Here is a 17,512-nt window from a genome sequence, read left to right as displayed (position 1 = left end):
GAGGTTTTCTTGCCTGCGGGGGCGGCCCGGGGCCCTCCGTGGCGCCGGGGCGCGGCCCTCCGCCAGCCGCTAACGGCCAGCGCGGGCGCCGTCGGGAAGCCCCAAATGGACGCTGGCTGCGGCCGGCGGCTATCGTTCACTCAAACCCGACCAGGCCGCGAAAGAGGATCAATGAAGATCACCGGTGCAGTACTTGAGGAAATCGGCCGCCCGCGCCCCTTCGCGGACTCCAGGCCCATCAGCATCTCCGAGCTGGAACTCGCGGCTCCCGGGCCCACCGAGATCCTCGTCCGGATGGAGGCCGCCGGGATCTGCCACTCGGACCTGAGCGTTGTCGACGGCAACCGGGTCCGGCCGGTACCCATGCTGCTGGGCCACGAAGCGGCGGGCCGCATCGTGACGGTCGGTTCCGACGTCACGGACCTTCAGCCCGGCCAGCGGGTGGTCATGTCCTTCCTGCCCCGGTGCGAGAGCTGCGCGAACTGCGCCGAGGACGGCCGGCTGCCCTGCACGGCAGGCTCGCAGAGCAACAACGACGGAACGCTGCTGCACGGATCCAGGCACCTGAGCCGCGACGGCGAACCCGTCCACCACCACCTGGGCGTCTCAGGTTTCGCCACCCACGCCGTGGTGGACCGCGCTTCCGCCGTGCCGGTAGACGACGACATCCCCGCGGACATTGCGGCGGTCCTGGGCTGCGCCGTGCTGACCGGCGGCGGCGCGGTGCTCAACGCGGCCCGGCCCCGCCCGCAGGACAGCATCATGATCGTCGGTCTCGGCGGCGTGGGGATGGCGGCGCTCATCACCGCCATCTCCCAAGGAATCTCGCGGATCATCGCCGTGGACACGCTGGAGCAGAAGCTCGATCACGCCCGCCGCCTCGGCGCCCACGAGACATACACTCCGCAGCAGGTCCTCGAGGCCGGGGTTAAAGCCAGGTTCGTGATCGAGTGCGCGGGAAATCCGCGCGCGTTCGAAACCGCGTTCGCTGCGACCTCCCCCGGCGGCACCACCGTCACGGCCGGGCTACCCTCCCCCGATGCCCGCGCCCAGCTGGCGCCCCTGACCGTCACCGCAGAAGCCAGGACAATTGTGGGCAGCTATCTTGGCTCGGCCGTCCCGTCGCGGGATATCCCGAAATACGCCCAGTTGTGGCGGGACGGGAAACTCCCCGTCGAGGAGCTGATCTCGGACCGCATCGCCCTGGCCGACATCAACCGGGCCATGGACCAGCTGGCAGACGGCCACGCTATCCGGCAGATCATCATGTTCGACGCGGACGAGCCCGTCGGCGAGCCCGCCGGGGAGACCGCCTAGGACATAGCCGCGCGGCCCGGCACGCCCCGGGAAGTCCTCCCGAAAGAGAGGCAAAACACGGTTTGGGTTGCTTGCCTGGGGCCTGCGCGAATGTGACAATCGCGCGTCACAATGTCACCATTAAGTAAATGAGCACAACTCATTTATCCCATCCCCCCGCTACAACGCCGGGCGATCCCTCGTTCAGTCCCCCCACGAAGACGCCGGACGACACGTCGTTTTTTGGCCACCCAAAGATGCTGGCCAGCCTTTTCTCCGTAGAGATGTGGGAGCGCTTCTCCTTCTACGGAATGCAGGGGATCCTCCTCTATTACATGTACTTCTCGGCCGCCCAGGGTGGCCTTGAGATTCCGCAGGCCCTGGCGGCCGGCCTGGTCGGCGCCTACGGTGGCGGCGTCTACCTCTCCACAATCCTCGGCGCCTGGCTCGCGGACCGGCTCTTCGGGTCCGAGCGCGTGCTGTTCGGCGCGGCCGTCCTGATCATGGCCGGCCACATCGGGCTGGCACTCGTGCCCGGCGTACCCGGCCTGATCGCCGGACTGGTGCTGGTGGGCGTCGGCTCCGGCGGGCTGAAGGCCAATGCCACCGCCCTCGTCGGCAGCCTGTACGGCGAGAAGGACGAACGCCGCGACGCCGGGTTCTCCATCTTCTACATGGGCATCAATGCCGGTGCGCTGATCGGCCCGCTGGTCACCGGCTGGCTGCAGGAAAGCCAGGGCTTCCACTGGGGCTTCGGCGCCGCCGCCGTCGGCATGGCCGTGGGCCTGGTCATCTACTCGCTGGGCCGCAAGAAACTGCCCGCAGAAGCACACCGGGTACCGAATCCCCTCCCGGCCGCCCAGCGCACCCGGTACGGCTTGATCTTCGCCGGCATCGCCGTGATCATCGCCGTGCTGCTCGTGACCGGCACCGTGAACGCCGAGAACCTTGCCGTGTCCATGGCCTACGCCGCCATTGGCGCGTCTGTGCTGTACTTTGCCCTGATCTTCAGCAGCAAGAAGATCACCGCCACCGAGCGCGGACGGGTGGCGGCGTTTATCCCGCTGTATATCGCCTCGGCCGCGTTCTGGGCGCTGTTCCAGCAGCAGTTCACGTTCATTGCCGTGTACTCGGAGGAGAAACTGGACCGGAATCTCTTCGGCTGGGAAATGCCTGCCGCCTGGGTCCAGTCCATTAACCCGGTGTTCATCATCATCTTTGCCGGCATCATGGCCGCCCTGTGGACCCGGCTCGGCCGGAAGCAGCCCGGTTCGGCGCTGAAGTTCTCGATAGGCCTCTTCGTGATGGGCCTTGCTTTCCTTGCCTTCATCCCGCTGGCCGGCGCCGGCAAGACCCCTCTGCTGGCACTCGTTGGAATCCTGCTCCTTTTCACTCTCGCGGAGCTGTTTCTCTCCCCCATCGGCCTGTCCGTCACCACCAAGCTGGCGCCCAAGGCCTTCCACACCCAGATGGTGGCGCTGTTCTTCCTCTCCGTGTCCCTGGGCACCACGGTGGCCGGCATCCTGTCCGGCCTGTACAACCCGCAGGACGAGCTGCCCTACTTCATCGGCATCGGTGGAACCGCGATGCTGCTGGCTGTGGGCCTGGCGGTCGCCTCCCCGGCGATCAAGAAGCTCATGGGCGGCGTACGCTGACCCGATGAACCCCGTGCATCGCGTCCCGGTTGCTTCGCGCGTCTACACCCCCGCCCCGGGCGAGGCGTCCGACGTCGAAAGTATGCCGGCGGGCGATGTCACCGCGGGTGTGGTGCGGGTTGGCGGAACCATCCGCCGCCCGCACCAGGAACAATCATTCGCCGTCGCCGAGTATCTCGACTGGCTCCACGACGCCGGCTTTGAGGGCTCCCCGCGCTTCCTCGGCCGCGACATAGAAGGCCGGGACGTCCTGACCTTCGTGCCGGGACAGTGCGCCGGGGCGCCGCCGGAAGCCTGGGTGCAGTCCGAGGACCTGCTGGCCTCCGTGGCCCGCCTGGTGCGGCGCCTGCACACCGCGTCAGCGGGCTTCGTGCCGCAGGTCCACGCGTTCCCGCCCCGGCCGGTCCGGCCGAACCCCTCCGATGCCGCCGGGCTCATCTGCCATCTGGACGTCACACCCCAGAACGTGGTGGTCCGGGACGGCCTGGCCGCGGGACTGGCGGATTTCGACCTCGCCGGACCCGCCACGGCACTCCACGATTCGCTCAATACCGCCATGCACTGGGTGCCGCTCCGCGACCCGTCAGACGCGTGGCCGGGCTGGGATGACCACGACCCGTTCCGCCGGCTGCGCACCTTCGCCGACGCCTACGGCTGGACCGAGGATGAACGACGCCGGGTGCCCGGCGCCGGGATCGAGGCCGCGGCGCTCAGCTTCGAACGGATGCGGCACAACGCCGCGGCCCTGGGCGGCGGCTGGGCGCGGATGTGGCAGGACGGCGTGGGCGGCCAGATCAACCGGCGGCGTGCCTGGCTTGAGGCCAATGCCGGAGCGCTCGTGGCTGCGCTGACACGCTGAGCCGACGCAGGCCCCGGCCGCAGGGCAGGCCTAGACGCCGTATCCGCTGTTGCGTGCGGTGCCGATGACCAGTCCGAAAATGACCAGCACCAGGATAGTGACGGCGATGCCGACGTATCCCATCACGAGGCCGGCGATCGCCATGCCCCTGCCGGCCGGTTCGCGCCGCAGGGCCAGGTGTCCCAGGATGACGGCGGCCAGCTGCGGGAGCAGGAAGAATCCGAATCCCACCAGCGCGGCGATGCCGCAGCACATGCTGGCGATGCTCAGGCTCTTGGGCGCCGCCGGTGCGCCGTAGTACGCGGGCTGACCGTAGGCGTTGGGACTGCCCGGCTGAGCGTACGGCGACGGTTGGCCATACGGTGGGGCCGGCTGGTTGTAGGCCGCTTGGCCGTAGCCCGGCTGGCCCGCCGCATATGGCGCCCGGTCGGACTTGCCGTAGATCGGAGGGTACGGGCTTGAGAACTGGCCATGGCCAGGTGCCGCCTGGCCGGGCTGCTGCTGGCCGGGCTGCTGCTGGCCCGCGTGGGGCTGCTGGCCGACGTGGGGCTGCTGGCCCGTGTCGGGCTGCTGCCCGGACCCCGGCTGCGCGCCCGCATAGGGCTGCTGCCCTGACCCCGGCTGCGCGAACTGCTGCGTCGCCGACTGTCCGTGGTCCTTACTGGCGGGCGGTGCCTGCTCTGGCGGAAAGTCCGGTTGGTGGTCCGGGAGCCGCAGGGTCGGCTGGTAACCCTCCGGGGTCTCGTCTTTGCCTTGTTTTGGCTGTTCAGTCATGGCATGTCCCCTCAAGAAGTCTCTGGATCCAGCGTACCGCCGCAGGGTTGGCTTGGGACCGGGCCGATCGGCGGGTTTTCTTTCGTCACAGGAACGGGTTTGACGCGAAACCGTGCTGCACCCCGCCCTCGTCTGGCATGCTGGTGCCATGGCTAGCCGCGCGGGCACTGTTGCCCAACCCCAAGACCTTGTTGACCTCACTGCGCTATTGGATGCGTACTACGACGTTTCGCCGGACCTCTCGGACCCGGGCCAGCGGGTGGCCTTCGGTACCTCCGGGCACCGGGGATCGAGCCTGAAGGCGTCCTTTAACGAACCCCACATCCTCGCCATCACGCAGGCGATCGTGGAATATCGCGCGGGCCAAGGCATCACCGGCCCCCTTTACATGGCGAAGGACACCCATGGCCTGAGCGAGCCCGCACAAAACTCCGCCCTTGAGGTGCTGGCGGCCAATGGCGTGCACGTCCTCATCGACGCGCGCCACGGCTACACCCCCACCCCTGCCCTGAGCCACGCCATCCTTACGCACAACCGGAACGCCGCTCCGGGCGCGCCGCAGGCCGACGGCATCGTGGTGACCCCGAGCCACAACCCGCCGGGAGACGGCGGATTCAAGTACAACCCCCCGCACGGCGGCCCCGCCGACACCGACGCCACCGGCTGGATCGCCAACCGCGCCAACGAGCTCCTCGAAAACGGCCTGCGCGGAGTCAAGCGGATCCCAGTGGCCGACGCCCTCGCCGCCGGGACCACCGGCAAGTTCGACTTCCTCAGCAGCTACGTCGACGACCTCCCCTCGGTGCTGGACCTGAATGCGATCCGCGAGGCTGGCGTGCGGATCGGCGCCGACCCGATGGGCGGCGCGTCGGTGGACTACTGGGGCGAGATCGGCGAGCGGCACCACCTGAACCTCACCGTGGTCAACCCCACCGTCGACCCCCAGTGGGCCTTCATGACCCTCGACTGGGACGAAAAGATCCGGATGGATTGCTCCTCGCCGTCGGCGATGGCCTCCCTGATCAACCGCATGTCCGACGGCGCCAAGTTCGACGTCGCCACCGGCAACGACGCGGACGCCGACCGCCACGGAATCGTTACGCCGGACGGCGGGCTGATGAACCCGAACCATTACCTCGCCGTCGCCATCGATTACCTGTACCGGCACCGCACCGGCTGGAACCCGCAGTCCGTGATCGGCAAAACCCTGGTCTCCTCCTCGATCATTGACCGCGTGGCTGAAAGCCTGGGCCGCAAGCTTGTCGAGGTTCCCGTGGGCTTCAAGTGGTTCGTCCCCGGGCTGCTGTCCGGAGAAGGCGCTTTCGGCGGCGAGGAATCCGCCGGTGCCTCCTTTAACAAGATGGACGGCAGCGTCTGGACCACCGACAAGGACGGCATCCTGCTGGCACTGCTGGCCTCGGAGATCACGGCGGTAACAGGCAAGTCACCGTCGCAGCTGTACAAGGGCCTCACCGACCAGTTCGGCGACCCGGTCTACGCCCGGATCGACGCGGCGGCCACCCGGGAGCAGAAGGCGGCCCTCGGCAAGCTCTCTTCGTCCGACGTCACCGCGACAGAGTTGGCCGGCGAAACGATTACGGCGAAGCTGACCGAGGCACCGGGCAACGGCGCGGCGATTGGCGGCCTCAAGGTTGTGACCGAGAACGCCTGGTTCGCGGCCCGGCCCTCCGGCACGGAGGACGTTTACAAGATCTACGCCGAGTCCTTCAAGGGTGCCGAGCACCTCAAGCAGGTCCAGGCCGAGGCGAAGGCGCTGGTGGACGGCGTTATTTCGTAGTTCAGCCGCCGGTGGCCAACTCGGCGCGGTCCCTGCCAAGCGTTTTTGCCTGGTAGAGGGCCGCGTCGGCCAGGACCACTGCAGCGTCGAGGCCGTCCGGTCCGGAGCCGGTGGACGCGATGCCGTAGCTCACGGTGGGCAGCCGGGGAACGGCTGCCGAGCCGGTTTGATGGAGCCGGACGCTGATGTCGGCCGCGATTTCCTGCGCCCGGTCCGGCGTGACGCCCGGCAGCAGGAGGATGAATTCCTCGCCGCCGTAGCGGCCCACGAGGTCGGTGGAGCGGACGCTACCGGCGCAGGCCCTGGCAAACGCCTGCAGGGCGGAGTCTCCGGCTGAGTGGCCGAACTGGTCGTTGATCGTCTTGAAGTGGTCCAGGTCCGCCAGGATCAGCGACGCCGTGGTGCCGGTCCGGCGCAAGCGGCGCAGTTCGTTTTCCGCAAGATCCAGGAACGCCGAGCGGTTGAGCAGGCCCGTGAGGCCATCCACGGTGGCGCGGGCCCGCAGATCCCGGGTCTGTTGTTCGTAGCTCAGCTCGGCCATGGTGAAGGAAGCAACCACCAGCGTCACCATCGAGAAGACCGTCATGGGGACGGATCCGAAGACTGACGTGAAAACCGCACCGTCCGGTCCCTTCGTCAGGAAGGCGAAGAGGCGGCCAAGGTAGAAAACGGCCAGGATGCCGGCGCCGACGGCGAGGGGACGGTGGACGCGCGAGTAGTCGCGCTCGAGCAGGAACAGCTCCCGGGATCCCAAGCCGATCAGCACGGCCATGAATCCCAGGTACACGGGGCCTCCGGCCCACGTGTTGGTGGCCGGGTGGTCAAGAACTGAAGCGACGGCGGTGGCAGCCGGGCCGGCCGCGAGGTGCCAGAGCCGGGGTGAGGGGGCCCTCAGCGATCGTCCGCCGGCCCAGATGCTGGCGGCACCGGCGACCAGCAGGACGTTGCCGGCAGGGTTGGCCCACCCCTGGTGCACCGTACCGTCCAGCAGGTACGCGGCGTTGCCGACCAGGAACAGCAAGAGGGCCATGCACCACCAGCCGCTGTAGGGCGACCGGGTGCGCCGGAACGTGATGAAGTAGAACAGCATGAGCAGTGTGAGGTCGACAAGCGCCAAGGCAACCCGCAGTGTCGCGGTGTCAAGCATCATTTAGTGGTCCCCCCGGTCCGCCGTGATTTGCCCGAATACGTCACTTCACCGTCGAAGTTGACCCAAGTATGGCACCCGGCCCGCAGGAATCCACCGCCGGTGTCCCGGATATGACGGGAAGGCTATCCCATGAGACCGTTCCGGCGCTTACGCCGGGCCTTCGGTCCACAACTTCAGGATCCGGCGCGTGGCGTGCCCGCCGTCGGGCGCCATGTCCACCAGCGCTATCCGGTCAAGGGCGAAGGTGTCGCCCTGCTGGAGCCGTTTGTCGCCGTGGTGCGAGACGTGCGGCCGGTATCCTTCCAGGGTGTAGGCGGGCGTCGAGATCCTGCCGGGCAGCTGCTCCACGATCCGGACCAGCTCGTTGTGGAGGAACTGCAGCTCTTCGCTGGGCTCAATCAGGTTGACCGGGATCGACCCTGCGCGCCCGAACCCGGCTTCGCCGTCCACGCTGAGCCGGCAGCCCAGGGCAGCGGTCACCGGGTCCGCCATGAGGGTGGCGATCCGTTCGGCGAGCGGATCGACTGAGGCCGGCGCGTCAGGTTCAGGTTCGGTGCCGGCTTCCTCGCGGGGTTCGACGGCGCCGAACTTAACCACATCGAACTTAACCACGTCGAACTTAACCAGGGTGAGGTGCAGCGGCCAGTCATCACGGGGAAACTCGAGCCCCTCGGCTACCGGTTCCACGAAGGCCACCGCGATCAGGTTCCGCATGGGAAAAGTGTGCCACGTCGCGGCGTTTACGGACCGGGCGGCCGTCGCAAAACGCACAGTGCCGGCGGCGAAGGCACGGACTAAAATAGGAAGTGGCCCTGGATGTGGGCCTTGCGCTGAACCGCAGAATCGCATCCCGCGTGCCTCCGGCCTGTCCCCCATGGTGCCGGAGGCACCTCCGCGGGCGGACAGCGCCGGAGGGCGGCGCCGGGGCCTTAGACGGTACGGACGACGTCCTCGTAGGCGAATTTCGGCTTGGCTGCGCCCCATGCATCTTCCCCGGGCTGGCCGATGTTGACCACCAGGAAGCTCTTCTGGCTCCCGTCGGGGAAGAACGCGGCGTCGATCTTGGCGAAGTCGGCGCCGGTCATCGGGCCGGCCGCGAGGCCCAGGGAGCGGACCGCGAGGATGAAGTAGCCGGCCTGCAGGTGGGCGTTGTTGTTGCCCGTGGCCGCGGCGAGGTCCGGCGCGGCGTCGTACATGGCCTTGGGGGCGTTGTAGCCGGGAAGGAACGCGTCCCACTGTTCCTGCCAGGCGGTGTCGTAGCTCAGGACCGCGACGAGCGGCGCGGAGGCCGTCTTGGCACGGTTTCCGGCGGAAAGTGCGTCCACGAGCGTGGCCCGGGCTTCGTCGGAGCGCACGTAGGTTACGCGCAGCGGCTGGGAGTTGAAGGCGGTGGGGCCGAACTTCGTCAGTTCGTAGATGGCGCGGGCCTGGTCCTCAGTAACGTCGCCGGTGAAGGCGTTCGCGGTGCGGGCCTCGGCAAAGATGGCGTCCACCGCTGCTGCGTCGATTACTGCTTCTTCATGGGCGATCGTCATTCGCATCCCTTTCCCTGGGCTGGCGCACTCTTGGGTGGCCGGCTTCTCCTGCTGTCCATAGTTGCAACTTCAACGGCCTGCGTCTGCTTCCCGCGGCATCCTGTGACGTCGGACACCAGCCCGGCGCACCCCGCCGTCCCGATCCGCGCCGTCCCGATCCGCGCCCTCCCAACACACGCCCTCCGGAGGCAACGGACGGCCGGTAGAGGATCGGCCGGTATACCCCTGGGCGGTAAAGTTGCTCGGGAAGATTCCTTCCGCCTCCGCCCCACATTCTCTGAAAGGCTCCCGGCATGAGCATGCTCGGCACCAAATGGAAGCTCCACGGCACGGGCAAGTCCGTCCGCCCCGGTGAGGTCGTCAGGCCGGATGAGCGGCTCATCTGGCCCCTGACGGTAGGGATCGGGATGCAGCACGTTGTGGCCATGTTCGGTGCCACCTTCCTGGTCCCGATCATCACGGGCATGCCGCCAGCCACCACCTTGTTCTTCTCCGGCATCGGCACCCTGCTGTTCCTGGTCATCACGCAGGGACGCGTGCCGAGCTACCTCGGTTCCAGCTTCGCGTTCATCGCACCGATCATGGCTTCCCAGCAGCAGTTCGGCATCCCCGGGGCGCTGGGCGGCGTGGTGCTGGCCGGCGCGGCCCTCGCCGTGGTTGGTGCCGTGGTGCAGAAGTTCGGCGCCGGCTGGATCAACCGGGTCATGCCGCCGATCGTGACCGGCGCGATCGTGGCCTTGATCGGGCTGAACCTGGCGCCCGCGGCGAAGAGCAGCTTCGACCAGGCCCCGGTGACAGCCTTCATCACCTTGGCCGTCATCATCGTGGTCAGCGTGCTGTTCCGCGGCATGCTGGGCCGGCTGAGCATCCTGGTGGGCGTTCTGGTGGGCTACCTTGTTGCGATGATCCGGGGCGAGGTGAACTTCTCCAAGATAGACGGCGCGGCGTGGGTCGGTCTGCCGCATTTCCAGACTCCCGAGTTCCACCTCGGCGTCGTGGGCCTCTTCGTGCCGGTGGTGCTCGTGCTGGTGGCGGAGAACATCGGCCATGTGAAGTCCGTGTCGGCCATGACGGGCCAAAACCTCGACGGCGTTTCCGGCCGGGCGCTGCTGGCAGACGGCGCCGCCACTGTACTTGCCGGTCTGGGCGGCGGGTCCGGGACCACCACGTACGCCGAGAACATCGGCGTCATGGCTGCCACCAAGGTGTATTCGACGGCGGCGTACTGGGTGGCCGGGATCTTTGCAGTGATCCTGAGCTTCTCGCCGAAGTTTGGCGAACTTATCGCCACCGTCCCCGCCGGCGTCCTGGGCGGCGCGGCCACGATGCTCTACGGCATGATCGGCGTGCTGGGTGTGAAGATCTGGGTCCAGAACAAGGTGAATTTCTCCAACTCGATCAATCTGACCACGGCCGCCGTCGCCCTCATTGTCGGGATTGCCGACTACACCTGGACCATCGGGGACCTGAAGTTCACCGGGATCGCGCTGGGCTCGGCTGCGGCACTGGTGATCTACCACGGCATGAAGGCAATCGCGAAGGTGCGCGGCACGGTGGCGGAACCGGAAACTGAAGATCCCTTGCCGGCTGCGGCCTCGACGGCCGCGGTCAAGGCAGCCACCAAGCGCACTCCCAAGAAGCGCCGCTAAAAAAACTCCGCTAAGAAGCGCCGCAGCGGAGGGGCGACGGGGGGCGACGGCGCGGGGACTAGCCGGCGTCGAAGGCGTCCTTGTCGTCGTCGCGGTCCTTCGGCGACCTGCCCTCCGGCAGGTCCGTCCCGGAGCCGTCCGGCAACCCAGCAGCATCCTGCCCGGACTCGGAGGAGAAGGACCGCCCGGGGGCAGGCTCGTCGGTATTTGCCGGGTCCATTTCGGCCTCAGCGGACGGCACGGCAGCCCCGGACTCCGCCCGGACATGCCGGCCGGCCATTTCCTGCTCGGCGGTCGGCGCGCCGTAGCCGCCCTCTTCTTTGGCGGTCTTCGGATCCTGCTGGTTGTCAGTCATGTCATTGCTCCTGTCGTTGGAAATGGGACTAGCTGGCATTGGGACGGGTCCGGAGCGGGCTCAGAGTCCTTTGCCTCCGGTGACCGGAAGGACTGCTCCGGAAATGTAGGAACCGTGGTCCGAGGCGAGAAGCACATAGGCCGCCGCGAGCTCCGCCGGCTGCCCCGCCCGCTGCAGGGGCGTGTCCTGGCCAAACGACGGCAACTTCTCCGGCCACTCGGTGGCCGGAATCAGCGGCGTCCAGATGGGGCCAGGGGCCACGGCGTTGACCCTGACCCCCTTTGGCCCGAGCTCCTGCGCCAGCGCTTTGGTGAACGCTACCTGCGCCGCCTTGGTCATGGCGTAGTCGATGAGTTGCGGGGACGGGTTGAAGGCCTGGATCGATGCTGTGGTGATGATGGAGGCGCCGGCTTTCAGGTGCGGGACGGCGGCGCGGGCGGTCCAGAGCAGGGAGTACAGATTGGTTTTGAAGACACGGTCGAACTCTTCGGTGGGGAGCGATTCCAGGCTGTCCCGGTTCTTCTGGTAGGCCGCATTGAGCACCAGGACATTGAGGCCCCCGAATTCGGCCAGCGTCGCCTTCACGATGTTCGCCGCGAAGTCCTCGCTGCGGCCGTCGCCAGGAAGCAGCAGGGCCTTGCGTCCGGCCTTCCGGATCCACTCGGCGGTGTCCTGCGCGTCTTCCTCTTCCTCCGGCAAGTAGGAAATGGCGACGTCGGCCCCCTCACGGGCGAAGGCGATCGCCACCGCTTTGCCGATTCCGGAGTCGCCGCCTGTGATGAGGGCGGCTTTGCCGTTCAGGGCGCCGCTGCCGCGATAGCTTTCCTCGCCGTGGTCCGGTTTGGGCTCCATCGGCGAGGTGAGGCCGGGCTGTTTCTGGACCTGTTCCGGGAACGGGCCGGAATGGTAGCCGGCGCGGGGATCGCGCGGCTGGTCCTGCTGCTTGCCCTGGCCGCCCGAGCTGCTGGCTGCGGTGCTGCTTGCGTCACTCATAGTCCACCTAACCAATGTGTGTCGGTTTCCAGGGATGCGCCTCGGGGCCCGTGTGACGGGGCCCTCGGAGAACGTCCCAGCGAAGTAAACAGTCTTACCCTAACCGCAATATCATCAGCAAGCTTAGTACCGACTTGTTTTTGGCAACTCTCAAGCCTAGGTTGAGGGTGGACTGCACGCTGCGGCAGGTTCACGATGATTTCAGGATTGCGCGGAGGAGCATCAAATGACAGGCCCAGTGGCGCCGAAGGATGACGGCCGGGATGAATCACGTGCTGAGCGGATGGACCGCAACTGGGCCGAACTGCTGCAGGAACTGCGGGTTCTCCAGACCGGGGTCCAGCTCCTTGCCGGCTTCCTGCTGACGCTGCCGTTCCAGGCGCGCTTCGAGACGCTCGATGATTACCAGACCCGCCTGTACCTTGCCAACGTCGTCCTGGCCGCCCTCACCACGGCCACGATCCTGCTACCTGTGAGCGTGCACCGCCGGCTGTTCCGGCAAGGCCTGAAGGCCACGCTCGTGGCCAGCGCCGACACCATCGCCAAGTTCTCACTGGCCGGCGTCGGGCTCCTGAGCGTGGGTACCACATCCCTCATTTTCGACGTCACCGTGGGCCGGACGGCGGGCCTGATAGCCGGCGCCGGCCTGCTGGCCGTACTGGTGCTGCTGTTGGTGGTCGTCCCTGCCGGCCTCCACCGCAAGGGCCGCGAGGAGGAGCCACTATGACGGACGTTTCGCAGGAGCAGCTCGGGGCAGGCACGGGAGGAACCATGGGCAGGTGGGTCAAGGAACACGGACTGCTGCTGGCCAATATCGGGCTGTTCGCCATCTTTTTCGGCGGCATGGTCCTCAGCGGAGCCAGCACCTACAGCGACGAGCAGATGGCCCACGGCGAACCGGCCGTGACCGTCCTGAGGTACCTCGGCACCGGGGCCTTCCTGGAGGCGACATTCGAGAACTGGGAGTCGGAATTCCTGCAGATGGGCATGTACGTCGTCCTGACCGTCTTCCTGTTCCAAAAGGGGTCCTCGGAGTCCAAGCCAATGGGCCGCACTGCCCCGCAGGACGAGGACCCCCGGCAGGCCAGGGTCAAGGCTTCCACCCCTTGGCCCGTACGGCGCGGCGGCTGGGTGCTCACGCTCTACGAACACTCGCTTTCGATCATGTTCCTGCTGCTGTTCCTGGCATCCTTCATGCTGCACGCGGTTGGCGGCACGGACGAGTACAACAGTGACCAGGAGGCACACGGACAGCCCACCGTGACGGTGCTGGGCTATCTGGCGACGAGCCGATTCTGGTTCGAGTCCTTCCAGAACTGGCAAAGCGAGTTCCTCGCTGTGGCGGTCCTGGTGGGCGCCTCGGTCTACCTGCGCGAGAAGGGCTCCCCCGAGTCCAAACCCGTGGCCGAGCCGCACTACGAGACCGGCGCCTGAACCACAAGGTGGTCGGCACGGCAGCCGGCCAGCAGGTGCGCTAGGCGCCTTCGAGGACCTGGCTGGTGACCCAGGCAAGGTACTTTGCGGCGTTGGCGACAGCGTCCTCCGCGCTGCCGGCGACGTCCAGCAGTTGCGCCGCGGCGACGACTCCGTGCCGGCCGAGGTCCTCCGGGGTGACGAGGATCCGGCCGGCCACCACGATCACCGGAATGCCGAGGGCCTGGGCCGCGTCGGCGAGGGCGATCGGCGCCTTGCCCGTCAGCGATTGGCTGTCCATGGAGCCCTCCCCGGTGATGACCAAATCAGCCACGGCGAGTTTCGCGGCAAGCCCGGTGAGCCCGGCCACCAGCTCGAAGCCGCCTTCGAGGGCGGCGGTGCTGAAGGCCAGGAACGACGCCGGGAAGCCGCCGGCCGCGCCGGCGCCGGGCACATTGACGTCCCGGCCCGTCGACGCGCGCAGGATCGAGGCCCAGTTGCGCAGGCCGGCGTCGAGCAGCTCAATCGCATCGGCGTCGGCGCCTTTTTGCGGACCGAAGACGTACGCCGCCCCGTCGCTGCCGTACAGCGGGTTTTGGACGTCGACGGCGATCCTGAACTTCACTTCGACCAGCCGCGGATCGAGGCCACTGATATCCACGGATGCGACCTCGGCGAGCGATCCTCCGCCGAGGGGCACCACGTTGCCGGCGGCGTCCAACGGCTTGAGTCCGAGGGCCCGGAGTGCGCCGCTGCCGCCGTCGCTCATGGCCGAACCGCCTACGCCCAGCACGATTTCCGTGGCACCGGCGTCCAGCGCGGCGGCAATCAGCTGGCCGCAGCCATAACTGTGGGCGCGCAGCGAGTTCGCCGGTGTGGGCTCCATGTGCGCCAGCCCGGAGGCCTGCGCCGTTTCTATCACCGCGGTGGCCCCGCCGAAGGCGTCGGCACGGATGGCCCACGCGGCACCGATCGGGGCCAGGATGGGGCCAACGACTGCGTTGAGCCGTTCCTCGTAGCCGGCCGCGACGGCCGCCTCGAGGGTCCCTTCGCCGCCGTCGGCCACCGGAAACTGGATGGCTTCGGCGTCGGGGTAGACGCGCAGGGCGCCTTCGGCAATGGCGGCGGCGGCTTCAACGGCGGTGAGGGAGCCCTTGAACTTGTCCGGGGCGATGAGGATGCGCATGGCTCTATCCTGCCAGTCCGGCGGTCCCGGCGTGCTGAGGAGACGCGGTGTTCAGGCCCAGGTTCCGCGCTCCGTCAGGACCGCTTTGAGCAGGTCCGCTCGGTCCGTGACAATCCCGTCGACGCCGAGGTCCAGCAGCCGGTGCATTTCGGCGGGCTCGTTGACTGTCCACACATGGACCTGCAGGCCGTGCCGGTGTGCCCGCCGGATGAAGCCGGGCGTCACCACAGGCACGGCGCCGTAGCGGACCGGGACCTGAAGGGCGTGGACGCCGCGCAGCGCCCGGCGCGCCACGAGGGACATCAGCCGCGTCGGCAGCACGGGCCCGAGCAGAACGAACACGGCATTGGACACGATGCCGGCCGAGCTCGCGGCAGGACGGCTCAACTGCTTCAGCACCGCGCGGCGCCGCCGGTCCGAGAAACTGGCCACCAGCACGCGGTCGTGCAGTCCGTGGCGTTCAATCGCCGAGGCCAGGGGACCGACGGAATTCCAGTCCTTGACGTCGACATTGAGCCGGACGTCCGGGAAGGCCGCGATCAGTTCCTCGAACCGCGGGATCGGTTCGGTCCCGCCGATCCTGGCCAGGTCCACGGTCGCGGCCGGAAGGTCCGCGATCCGGCCCCGGCCCTCCGTGATCCGGTCCAGGGTTTTGTCGTGGAAGAGCACCAGCACGCCGTCGGCCGTTGTGTGCACGTCCGTCTCCAGATGCCTGAACCCGAGGTCGACGGCGGCGCGGAACGCGGCCATCGAGTTCTCCAGCCCGTCCAGCGAGAAGCCCCGGTGGGCCATCGCCAGGGGCGCCCGGACGCCGCCCGGGGCCCGGGCTGCGGTGTCCTCCGGACCGCCGTCGCGATTGCCGCGAGGGGCAAAGTAGGGGTGCTGGTCAGTCACTCCTGAAGCGTACCCGAGCCCTTGATCTGCCGGCCGCCGGGCCTCAGCTGCCCTTGGCGGGACGAGGTGTCAGGACTCGTGTTGGCGGATTTCGACGTCGTCGCTGCAGTGCAGCAGCGTGCGGCCGCGGCCGCCGTCGAGATCCACCCAGACCACGCTGTGGTCCGCCGTCACGGCGTCCACGAGCCCGCCCGTCTCGAAGCCCGGACCCAGCCGGACGCTGACGCGGTCGCCTTGGCGCAGCTGCCGCCAGTGCCGGTCCGGCTCCACCGGGTGCAGGGGTTGTTCGTCCGTGTTGTTGATGCGATGCCTGGCCATGATGTCCCCACTATCAGTCAAACGATCTGTCGCGAGCTTCCAGCCTAGGACGCCAAGGTGAACGCAAGTTGACTGTCCGCTGGGAATCCGGTGTCCACGGGGAACTGGACCGGTGTGCGGCGCAGTGCCGGCCGTGCCGGGCGCCTGTTCGGACAGCCGGGCGCCGGGTGGCTTTTAGCGGAGCCGGACGCCGAGTTCGGCGAGCTTGGCCTCGAGGATCTGGGCGACGCCGTCGTCGTCGAAATGCGGGGCCTGCTGGCCGGCGGCCCGGATCGCTTCCGGGTGGCCGCTGGCCATCGCGTAGCCGTGCCCGGCCCAGCGCAGCATCTCGATGTCGTTGGGCATGTCCCCGAATGCCACCACGTCCGCGGCGCCGATGCCGAGGGACGACGCATATTCAGCCAGGGTCACGGCCTTGTTCACGCCGGGCAGGGACAGCTCCAGCAGGGCCATGTTCGGCGCCGAGTGCGTTGCGGCGGCCAGATGGGCGACGGCGGGCGTCACCTCGGCCAGGAAATCGTCGGCGGTGCCTTCCCGGACTATGGCCAGGAACTTCGCAATGGAGTCCCCCTCGGTGAGGGTGGTGTGCAGCGGGGCCGGAGTGAATTCCGCGAGCAGTCCGCTCGAGCCGTTTTCGATAAACCCCGGCTCCAGGTGGAAGCCGGTCAGGGTTTCGGCGGCAAAGAGTGCGGACGGACGCAACCGCTTGATGATGCGGCGGACTTCGAACATAGCGTCAAGGTCCAGTGTCCGCGCCGAGAGCATGCGGTCCGCCTCGAGGTCCCACACCACGGCCCCGTTGGAGCAGATGACCGTTCCGGTGTGCCCCAGCTGGTCCTGCAGGGGGTGGAGCCAGCGCGGCGGCCGTCCCGTGACGAACACCAGTTCCAGCCCGGCGTCGCGGCAGGCGTGGAACGCGCGGACAGTCCGGCCGCTGATTTTGCCGTCATGGCCGAGGATCGTTCCGTCGATGTCACTTGCTACCAGCCGCATAATGCCAGTCTACGTGCGCCGGGACGGTCGGCCCTCGCGGCCGTATGCGCCGAGATCGCCGGACCGCGCCGGGTTCGCCGGACAATTCCGGCGATCTGGAGAGTTTCCGGCGAACTCGACGGCGGCCGGCTCAGTGGCGTTCGAGGATGCCGGTGAGTGTGCCCCGGCCCAGGGTGTGCCGCGACAGCTTCGCTTCCAGGCCGCCCGGAGCGGTGTGCTCGTTCAGCCCGGACGGTGCAATGTCGAGCGCGTGGACGGTGATGACGTAGCGGTGCGGCCCGTGCCCGGGAGGCGGCGCGGCGCCCAGATAGCCGTGGAATCCGCCGTCGTTCCTTAACTGGATGGCGCCCGCGGGAAGGAGGTGGCCGCCCTCGGCGCCCGCCCCTGCCGGCAGCGACGTGACGTCGGCGGGGACGTCGAGCACGGCCCAGTGCCAGAAGCCGCCGCGGCCCGGGGCATCGGGGTCGAACATGGTGACTGCATAGCCCTTTGTGCCGGCCGGGGCGCCGCTCCAGCTCAGCTGCGGGGATTCGTCCTGGCCGCCGGCGCGCATCTTCCCGCTGCGCTGGGCAGGCGGGAGCGTCTGGCCCTCCGTGAAGGATTCACTACGGACAGGGAACACCGGAAAATCGTGGCGTGTCATG

18 protein-coding genes are annotated in these 17,512 nt (G+C 68.0%); 7 read left to right on the top strand and 11 right to left on the bottom strand.

The features are described 5' to 3' along the window. Positions 1-171 precede the first annotated feature (171 nt). The 3 genes from AC1D2F_RS01460 (at position 172) to AC1D2F_RS01450 (ending at position 3,810) form a co-directional block, all read left to right on the top strand. Positions 172-1,317 carry an alcohol dehydrogenase catalytic domain-containing protein gene (locus tag AC1D2F_RS01460; RefSeq protein ID WP_364746875.1) on the top strand — a complete coding sequence of 382 codons (1,146 nt, stop codon included), beginning with the start codon at positions 172-174 and terminating at the stop codon, positions 1,315-1,317. Positions 1,318-1,445: 128 nt separating this feature from the next. After that, a complete protein-coding gene (locus AC1D2F_RS01455) occupies positions 1,446-2,951 on the top strand; it encodes a peptide MFS transporter (protein WP_364746873.1) in 1,506 nt (501 codons plus the stop codon). A 4-nt stretch (positions 2,952-2,955) separates the two neighbouring features. Continuing rightward, positions 2,956-3,810: an aminoglycoside phosphotransferase/kinase family protein gene (locus AC1D2F_RS01450; RefSeq protein ID WP_229995629.1), complete on the top strand. Its 855-nt coding sequence runs from the start codon at positions 2,956-2,958 to the stop codon at positions 3,808-3,810. Between the two features lie 30 nt (positions 3,811-3,840). Here the strand turns inward: AC1D2F_RS01450 and AC1D2F_RS01445 are convergent, their stop codons facing one another. Then, positions 3,841-4,584 carry a DUF4190 domain-containing protein gene (locus AC1D2F_RS01445; protein ID WP_476966043.1) on the bottom strand — a complete coding sequence of 248 codons (744 nt, stop codon included), beginning with the start codon at positions 4,582-4,584 and terminating at the stop codon, positions 3,841-3,843. A 148-nt stretch (positions 4,585-4,732) separates the two neighbouring features. Between AC1D2F_RS01445 and pgm the strand changes: the two genes are divergently transcribed. Beyond that, positions 4,733-6,382 carry a phosphoglucomutase (alpha-D-glucose-1,6-bisphosphate-dependent) gene (pgm, locus tag AC1D2F_RS01440; RefSeq protein ID WP_229995631.1) on the top strand — a complete coding sequence of 550 codons (1,650 nt, stop codon included), beginning with the start codon at positions 4,733-4,735 and terminating at the stop codon, positions 6,380-6,382. Between the two features lies 1 nt (position 6,383). Here pgm and AC1D2F_RS01435 read toward each other — a convergent pair whose 3' ends face one another. The 3 genes from AC1D2F_RS01435 to AC1D2F_RS01425 all read right to left on the bottom strand — a co-directional run bounded on the left by AC1D2F_RS01435 (position 6,384) and on the right by AC1D2F_RS01425 (position 9,067). Continuing rightward, positions 6,384-7,532 (bottom strand): GGDEF domain-containing protein, encoded by a 1,149-nt coding sequence (locus AC1D2F_RS01435; protein WP_229995632.1) that lies wholly within the window; start codon positions 7,530-7,532, stop codon positions 6,384-6,386. 147 nt (positions 7,533-7,679) lie between these two features. Further along, the gene (locus AC1D2F_RS01430; protein WP_229995633.1) at positions 7,680-8,246 is read right to left on the bottom strand and encodes a hypothetical protein; all 567 of its coding nucleotides are present in this window, start codon (positions 8,244-8,246) and stop codon (positions 7,680-7,682) included. Positions 8,247-8,461: 215 nt separating this feature from the next. Then, a complete protein-coding gene (locus tag AC1D2F_RS01425) occupies positions 8,462-9,067 on the bottom strand; it encodes a malonic semialdehyde reductase (RefSeq protein ID WP_229995634.1) in 606 nt (201 codons plus the stop codon). Positions 9,068-9,360: 293 nt separating this feature from the next. On the opposite strand from AC1D2F_RS01425, the gene AC1D2F_RS01420 reads away from it, so the two are divergent. Next, positions 9,361-10,716 (top strand): uracil-xanthine permease family protein, encoded by a 1,356-nt coding sequence (locus AC1D2F_RS01420; protein ID WP_476966042.1) that lies wholly within the window; start codon positions 9,361-9,363, stop codon positions 10,714-10,716. 58 nt (positions 10,717-10,774) lie between these two features. On the opposite strand, the gene AC1D2F_RS01415 is transcribed toward AC1D2F_RS01420, so the two are convergent. Beyond that, positions 10,775-11,071, bottom strand: a complete 297-nt coding sequence (locus AC1D2F_RS01415) for a hypothetical protein (RefSeq protein ID WP_476966041.1) — start codon at positions 11,069-11,071, stop codon at positions 10,775-10,777. A 60-nt stretch (positions 11,072-11,131) separates the two neighbouring features. After that, a complete protein-coding gene (locus AC1D2F_RS01410; RefSeq protein ID WP_476966040.1) occupies positions 11,132-12,064 on the bottom strand; it encodes an SDR family oxidoreductase in 933 nt (310 codons plus the stop codon). A 226-nt stretch (positions 12,065-12,290) separates the two neighbouring features. Between AC1D2F_RS01410 and AC1D2F_RS01405 the strand changes: the two genes are divergently transcribed. Both AC1D2F_RS01405 and AC1D2F_RS01400 read left to right on the top strand, forming a co-directional pair. Further along, entirely contained in the window at positions 12,291-12,791 is a 501-nt protein-coding gene (locus AC1D2F_RS01405) for a DUF6328 family protein (protein WP_476966039.1), read from the top strand. Next, positions 12,788-13,498 carry a DUF6766 family protein gene (locus AC1D2F_RS01400; RefSeq protein WP_356815845.1) on the top strand — a complete coding sequence of 237 codons (711 nt, stop codon included), beginning with the start codon at positions 12,788-12,790 and terminating at the stop codon, positions 13,496-13,498. Before AC1D2F_RS01405 ends, AC1D2F_RS01400 begins: the two co-directional genes overlap by 4 nt. Before the next feature lie 40 nt (positions 13,499-13,538). On the opposite strand, the gene AC1D2F_RS01395 is transcribed toward AC1D2F_RS01400, so the two are convergent. From AC1D2F_RS01395 to AC1D2F_RS01375, 5 genes are all read right to left on the bottom strand, one after another. After that, positions 13,539-14,663, bottom strand: coding sequence for a glycerate kinase (locus tag AC1D2F_RS01395; protein WP_229995639.1), 1,125 nt, complete (start codon positions 14,661-14,663; stop codon positions 13,539-13,541). Positions 14,664-14,714: 51 nt separating this feature from the next. After that, positions 14,715-15,557, bottom strand: a complete 843-nt coding sequence (locus AC1D2F_RS01390) for a glycerophosphodiester phosphodiesterase family protein (RefSeq protein WP_229995640.1) — start codon at positions 15,555-15,557, stop codon at positions 14,715-14,717. A gap of 69 nt (positions 15,558-15,626) precedes the next feature. Then, a complete protein-coding gene (locus AC1D2F_RS01385; RefSeq protein WP_229995641.1) occupies positions 15,627-15,875 on the bottom strand; it encodes a hypothetical protein in 249 nt (82 codons plus the stop codon). A gap of 174 nt (positions 15,876-16,049) precedes the next feature. Then, positions 16,050-16,868 (bottom strand): HAD family hydrolase, encoded by an 819-nt coding sequence (locus AC1D2F_RS01380; RefSeq protein ID WP_229995642.1) that lies wholly within the window; start codon positions 16,866-16,868, stop codon positions 16,050-16,052. A 130-nt stretch (positions 16,869-16,998) separates the two neighbouring features. Next, entirely contained in the window at positions 16,999-17,511 is a 513-nt protein-coding gene (locus AC1D2F_RS01375; RefSeq protein ID WP_476966038.1) for a YbhB/YbcL family Raf kinase inhibitor-like protein, read from the bottom strand. Between the last annotated feature and the right edge of the window lies 1 nt (position 17,512).

Source organism: Arthrobacter sp. P1_B3 (assembly GCF_056406615.1).
The sequence above is the reverse complement of the archived record's forward strand: the minus strand, read 5'-3'. Positions and strand labels throughout refer to the sequence as shown.

What these genes read in the sequence shown, in the direction of transcription:
- AC1D2F_RS01460 (WP_364746875.1), top strand. Translation starts at nt 172, where the DNA reads ATGAAGATCACCGGTGCAGTACTTGAGGAAATCGGCCGCCCGCGCCCC.
- AC1D2F_RS01455 (WP_364746873.1), top strand. Translation starts at nt 1,446, where the DNA reads ATGAGCACAACTCATTTATCCCATCCCCCCGCTACAACGCCGGGCGAT.
- AC1D2F_RS01450 (WP_229995629.1), top strand. Translation starts at nt 2,956, where the DNA reads ATGAACCCCGTGCATCGCGTCCCGGTTGCTTCGCGCGTCTACACCCCC.
- AC1D2F_RS01445 (WP_476966043.1), bottom strand. Translation starts at nt 4,584, where the DNA reads ATGACTGAACAGCCAAAACAAGGCAAAGACGAGACCCCGGAGGGTTAC.
- pgm (WP_229995631.1), top strand. Translation starts at nt 4,733, where the DNA reads ATGGCTAGCCGCGCGGGCACTGTTGCCCAACCCCAAGACCTTGTTGAC.
- AC1D2F_RS01435 (WP_229995632.1), bottom strand. Translation starts at nt 7,532, where the DNA reads ATGATGCTTGACACCGCGACACTGCGGGTTGCCTTGGCGCTTGTCGAC.
- AC1D2F_RS01430 (WP_229995633.1), bottom strand. Translation starts at nt 8,246, where the DNA reads ATGCGGAACCTGATCGCGGTGGCCTTCGTGGAACCGGTAGCCGAGGGG.
- AC1D2F_RS01425 (WP_229995634.1), bottom strand. Translation starts at nt 9,067, where the DNA reads ATGACGATCGCCCATGAAGAAGCAGTAATCGACGCAGCAGCGGTGGAC.
- AC1D2F_RS01420 (WP_476966042.1), top strand. Translation starts at nt 9,361, where the DNA reads ATGAGCATGCTCGGCACCAAATGGAAGCTCCACGGCACGGGCAAGTCC.
- AC1D2F_RS01415 (WP_476966041.1), bottom strand. Translation starts at nt 11,071, where the DNA reads ATGACTGACAACCAGCAGGATCCGAAGACCGCCAAAGAAGAGGGCGGC.
- AC1D2F_RS01410 (WP_476966040.1), bottom strand. Translation starts at nt 12,064, where the DNA reads ATGAGTGACGCAAGCAGCACCGCAGCCAGCAGCTCGGGCGGCCAGGGC.
- AC1D2F_RS01405 (WP_476966039.1), top strand. Translation starts at nt 12,291, where the DNA reads ATGACAGGCCCAGTGGCGCCGAAGGATGACGGCCGGGATGAATCACGT.
- AC1D2F_RS01400 (WP_356815845.1), top strand. Translation starts at nt 12,788, where the DNA reads ATGACGGACGTTTCGCAGGAGCAGCTCGGGGCAGGCACGGGAGGAACC.
- AC1D2F_RS01395 (WP_229995639.1), bottom strand. Translation starts at nt 14,663, where the DNA reads ATGCGCATCCTCATCGCCCCGGACAAGTTCAAGGGCTCCCTCACCGCC.
- AC1D2F_RS01385 (WP_229995641.1), bottom strand. Translation starts at nt 15,875, where the DNA reads ATGGCCAGGCATCGCATCAACAACACGGACGAACAACCCCTGCACCCG.
- AC1D2F_RS01380 (WP_229995642.1), bottom strand. Translation starts at nt 16,868, where the DNA reads ATGCGGCTGGTAGCAAGTGACATCGACGGAACGATCCTCGGCCATGAC.
- AC1D2F_RS01375 (WP_476966038.1), bottom strand. Translation starts at nt 17,511, where the DNA reads ATGACACGCCACGATTTTCCGGTGTTCCCTGTCCGTAGTGAATCCTTC.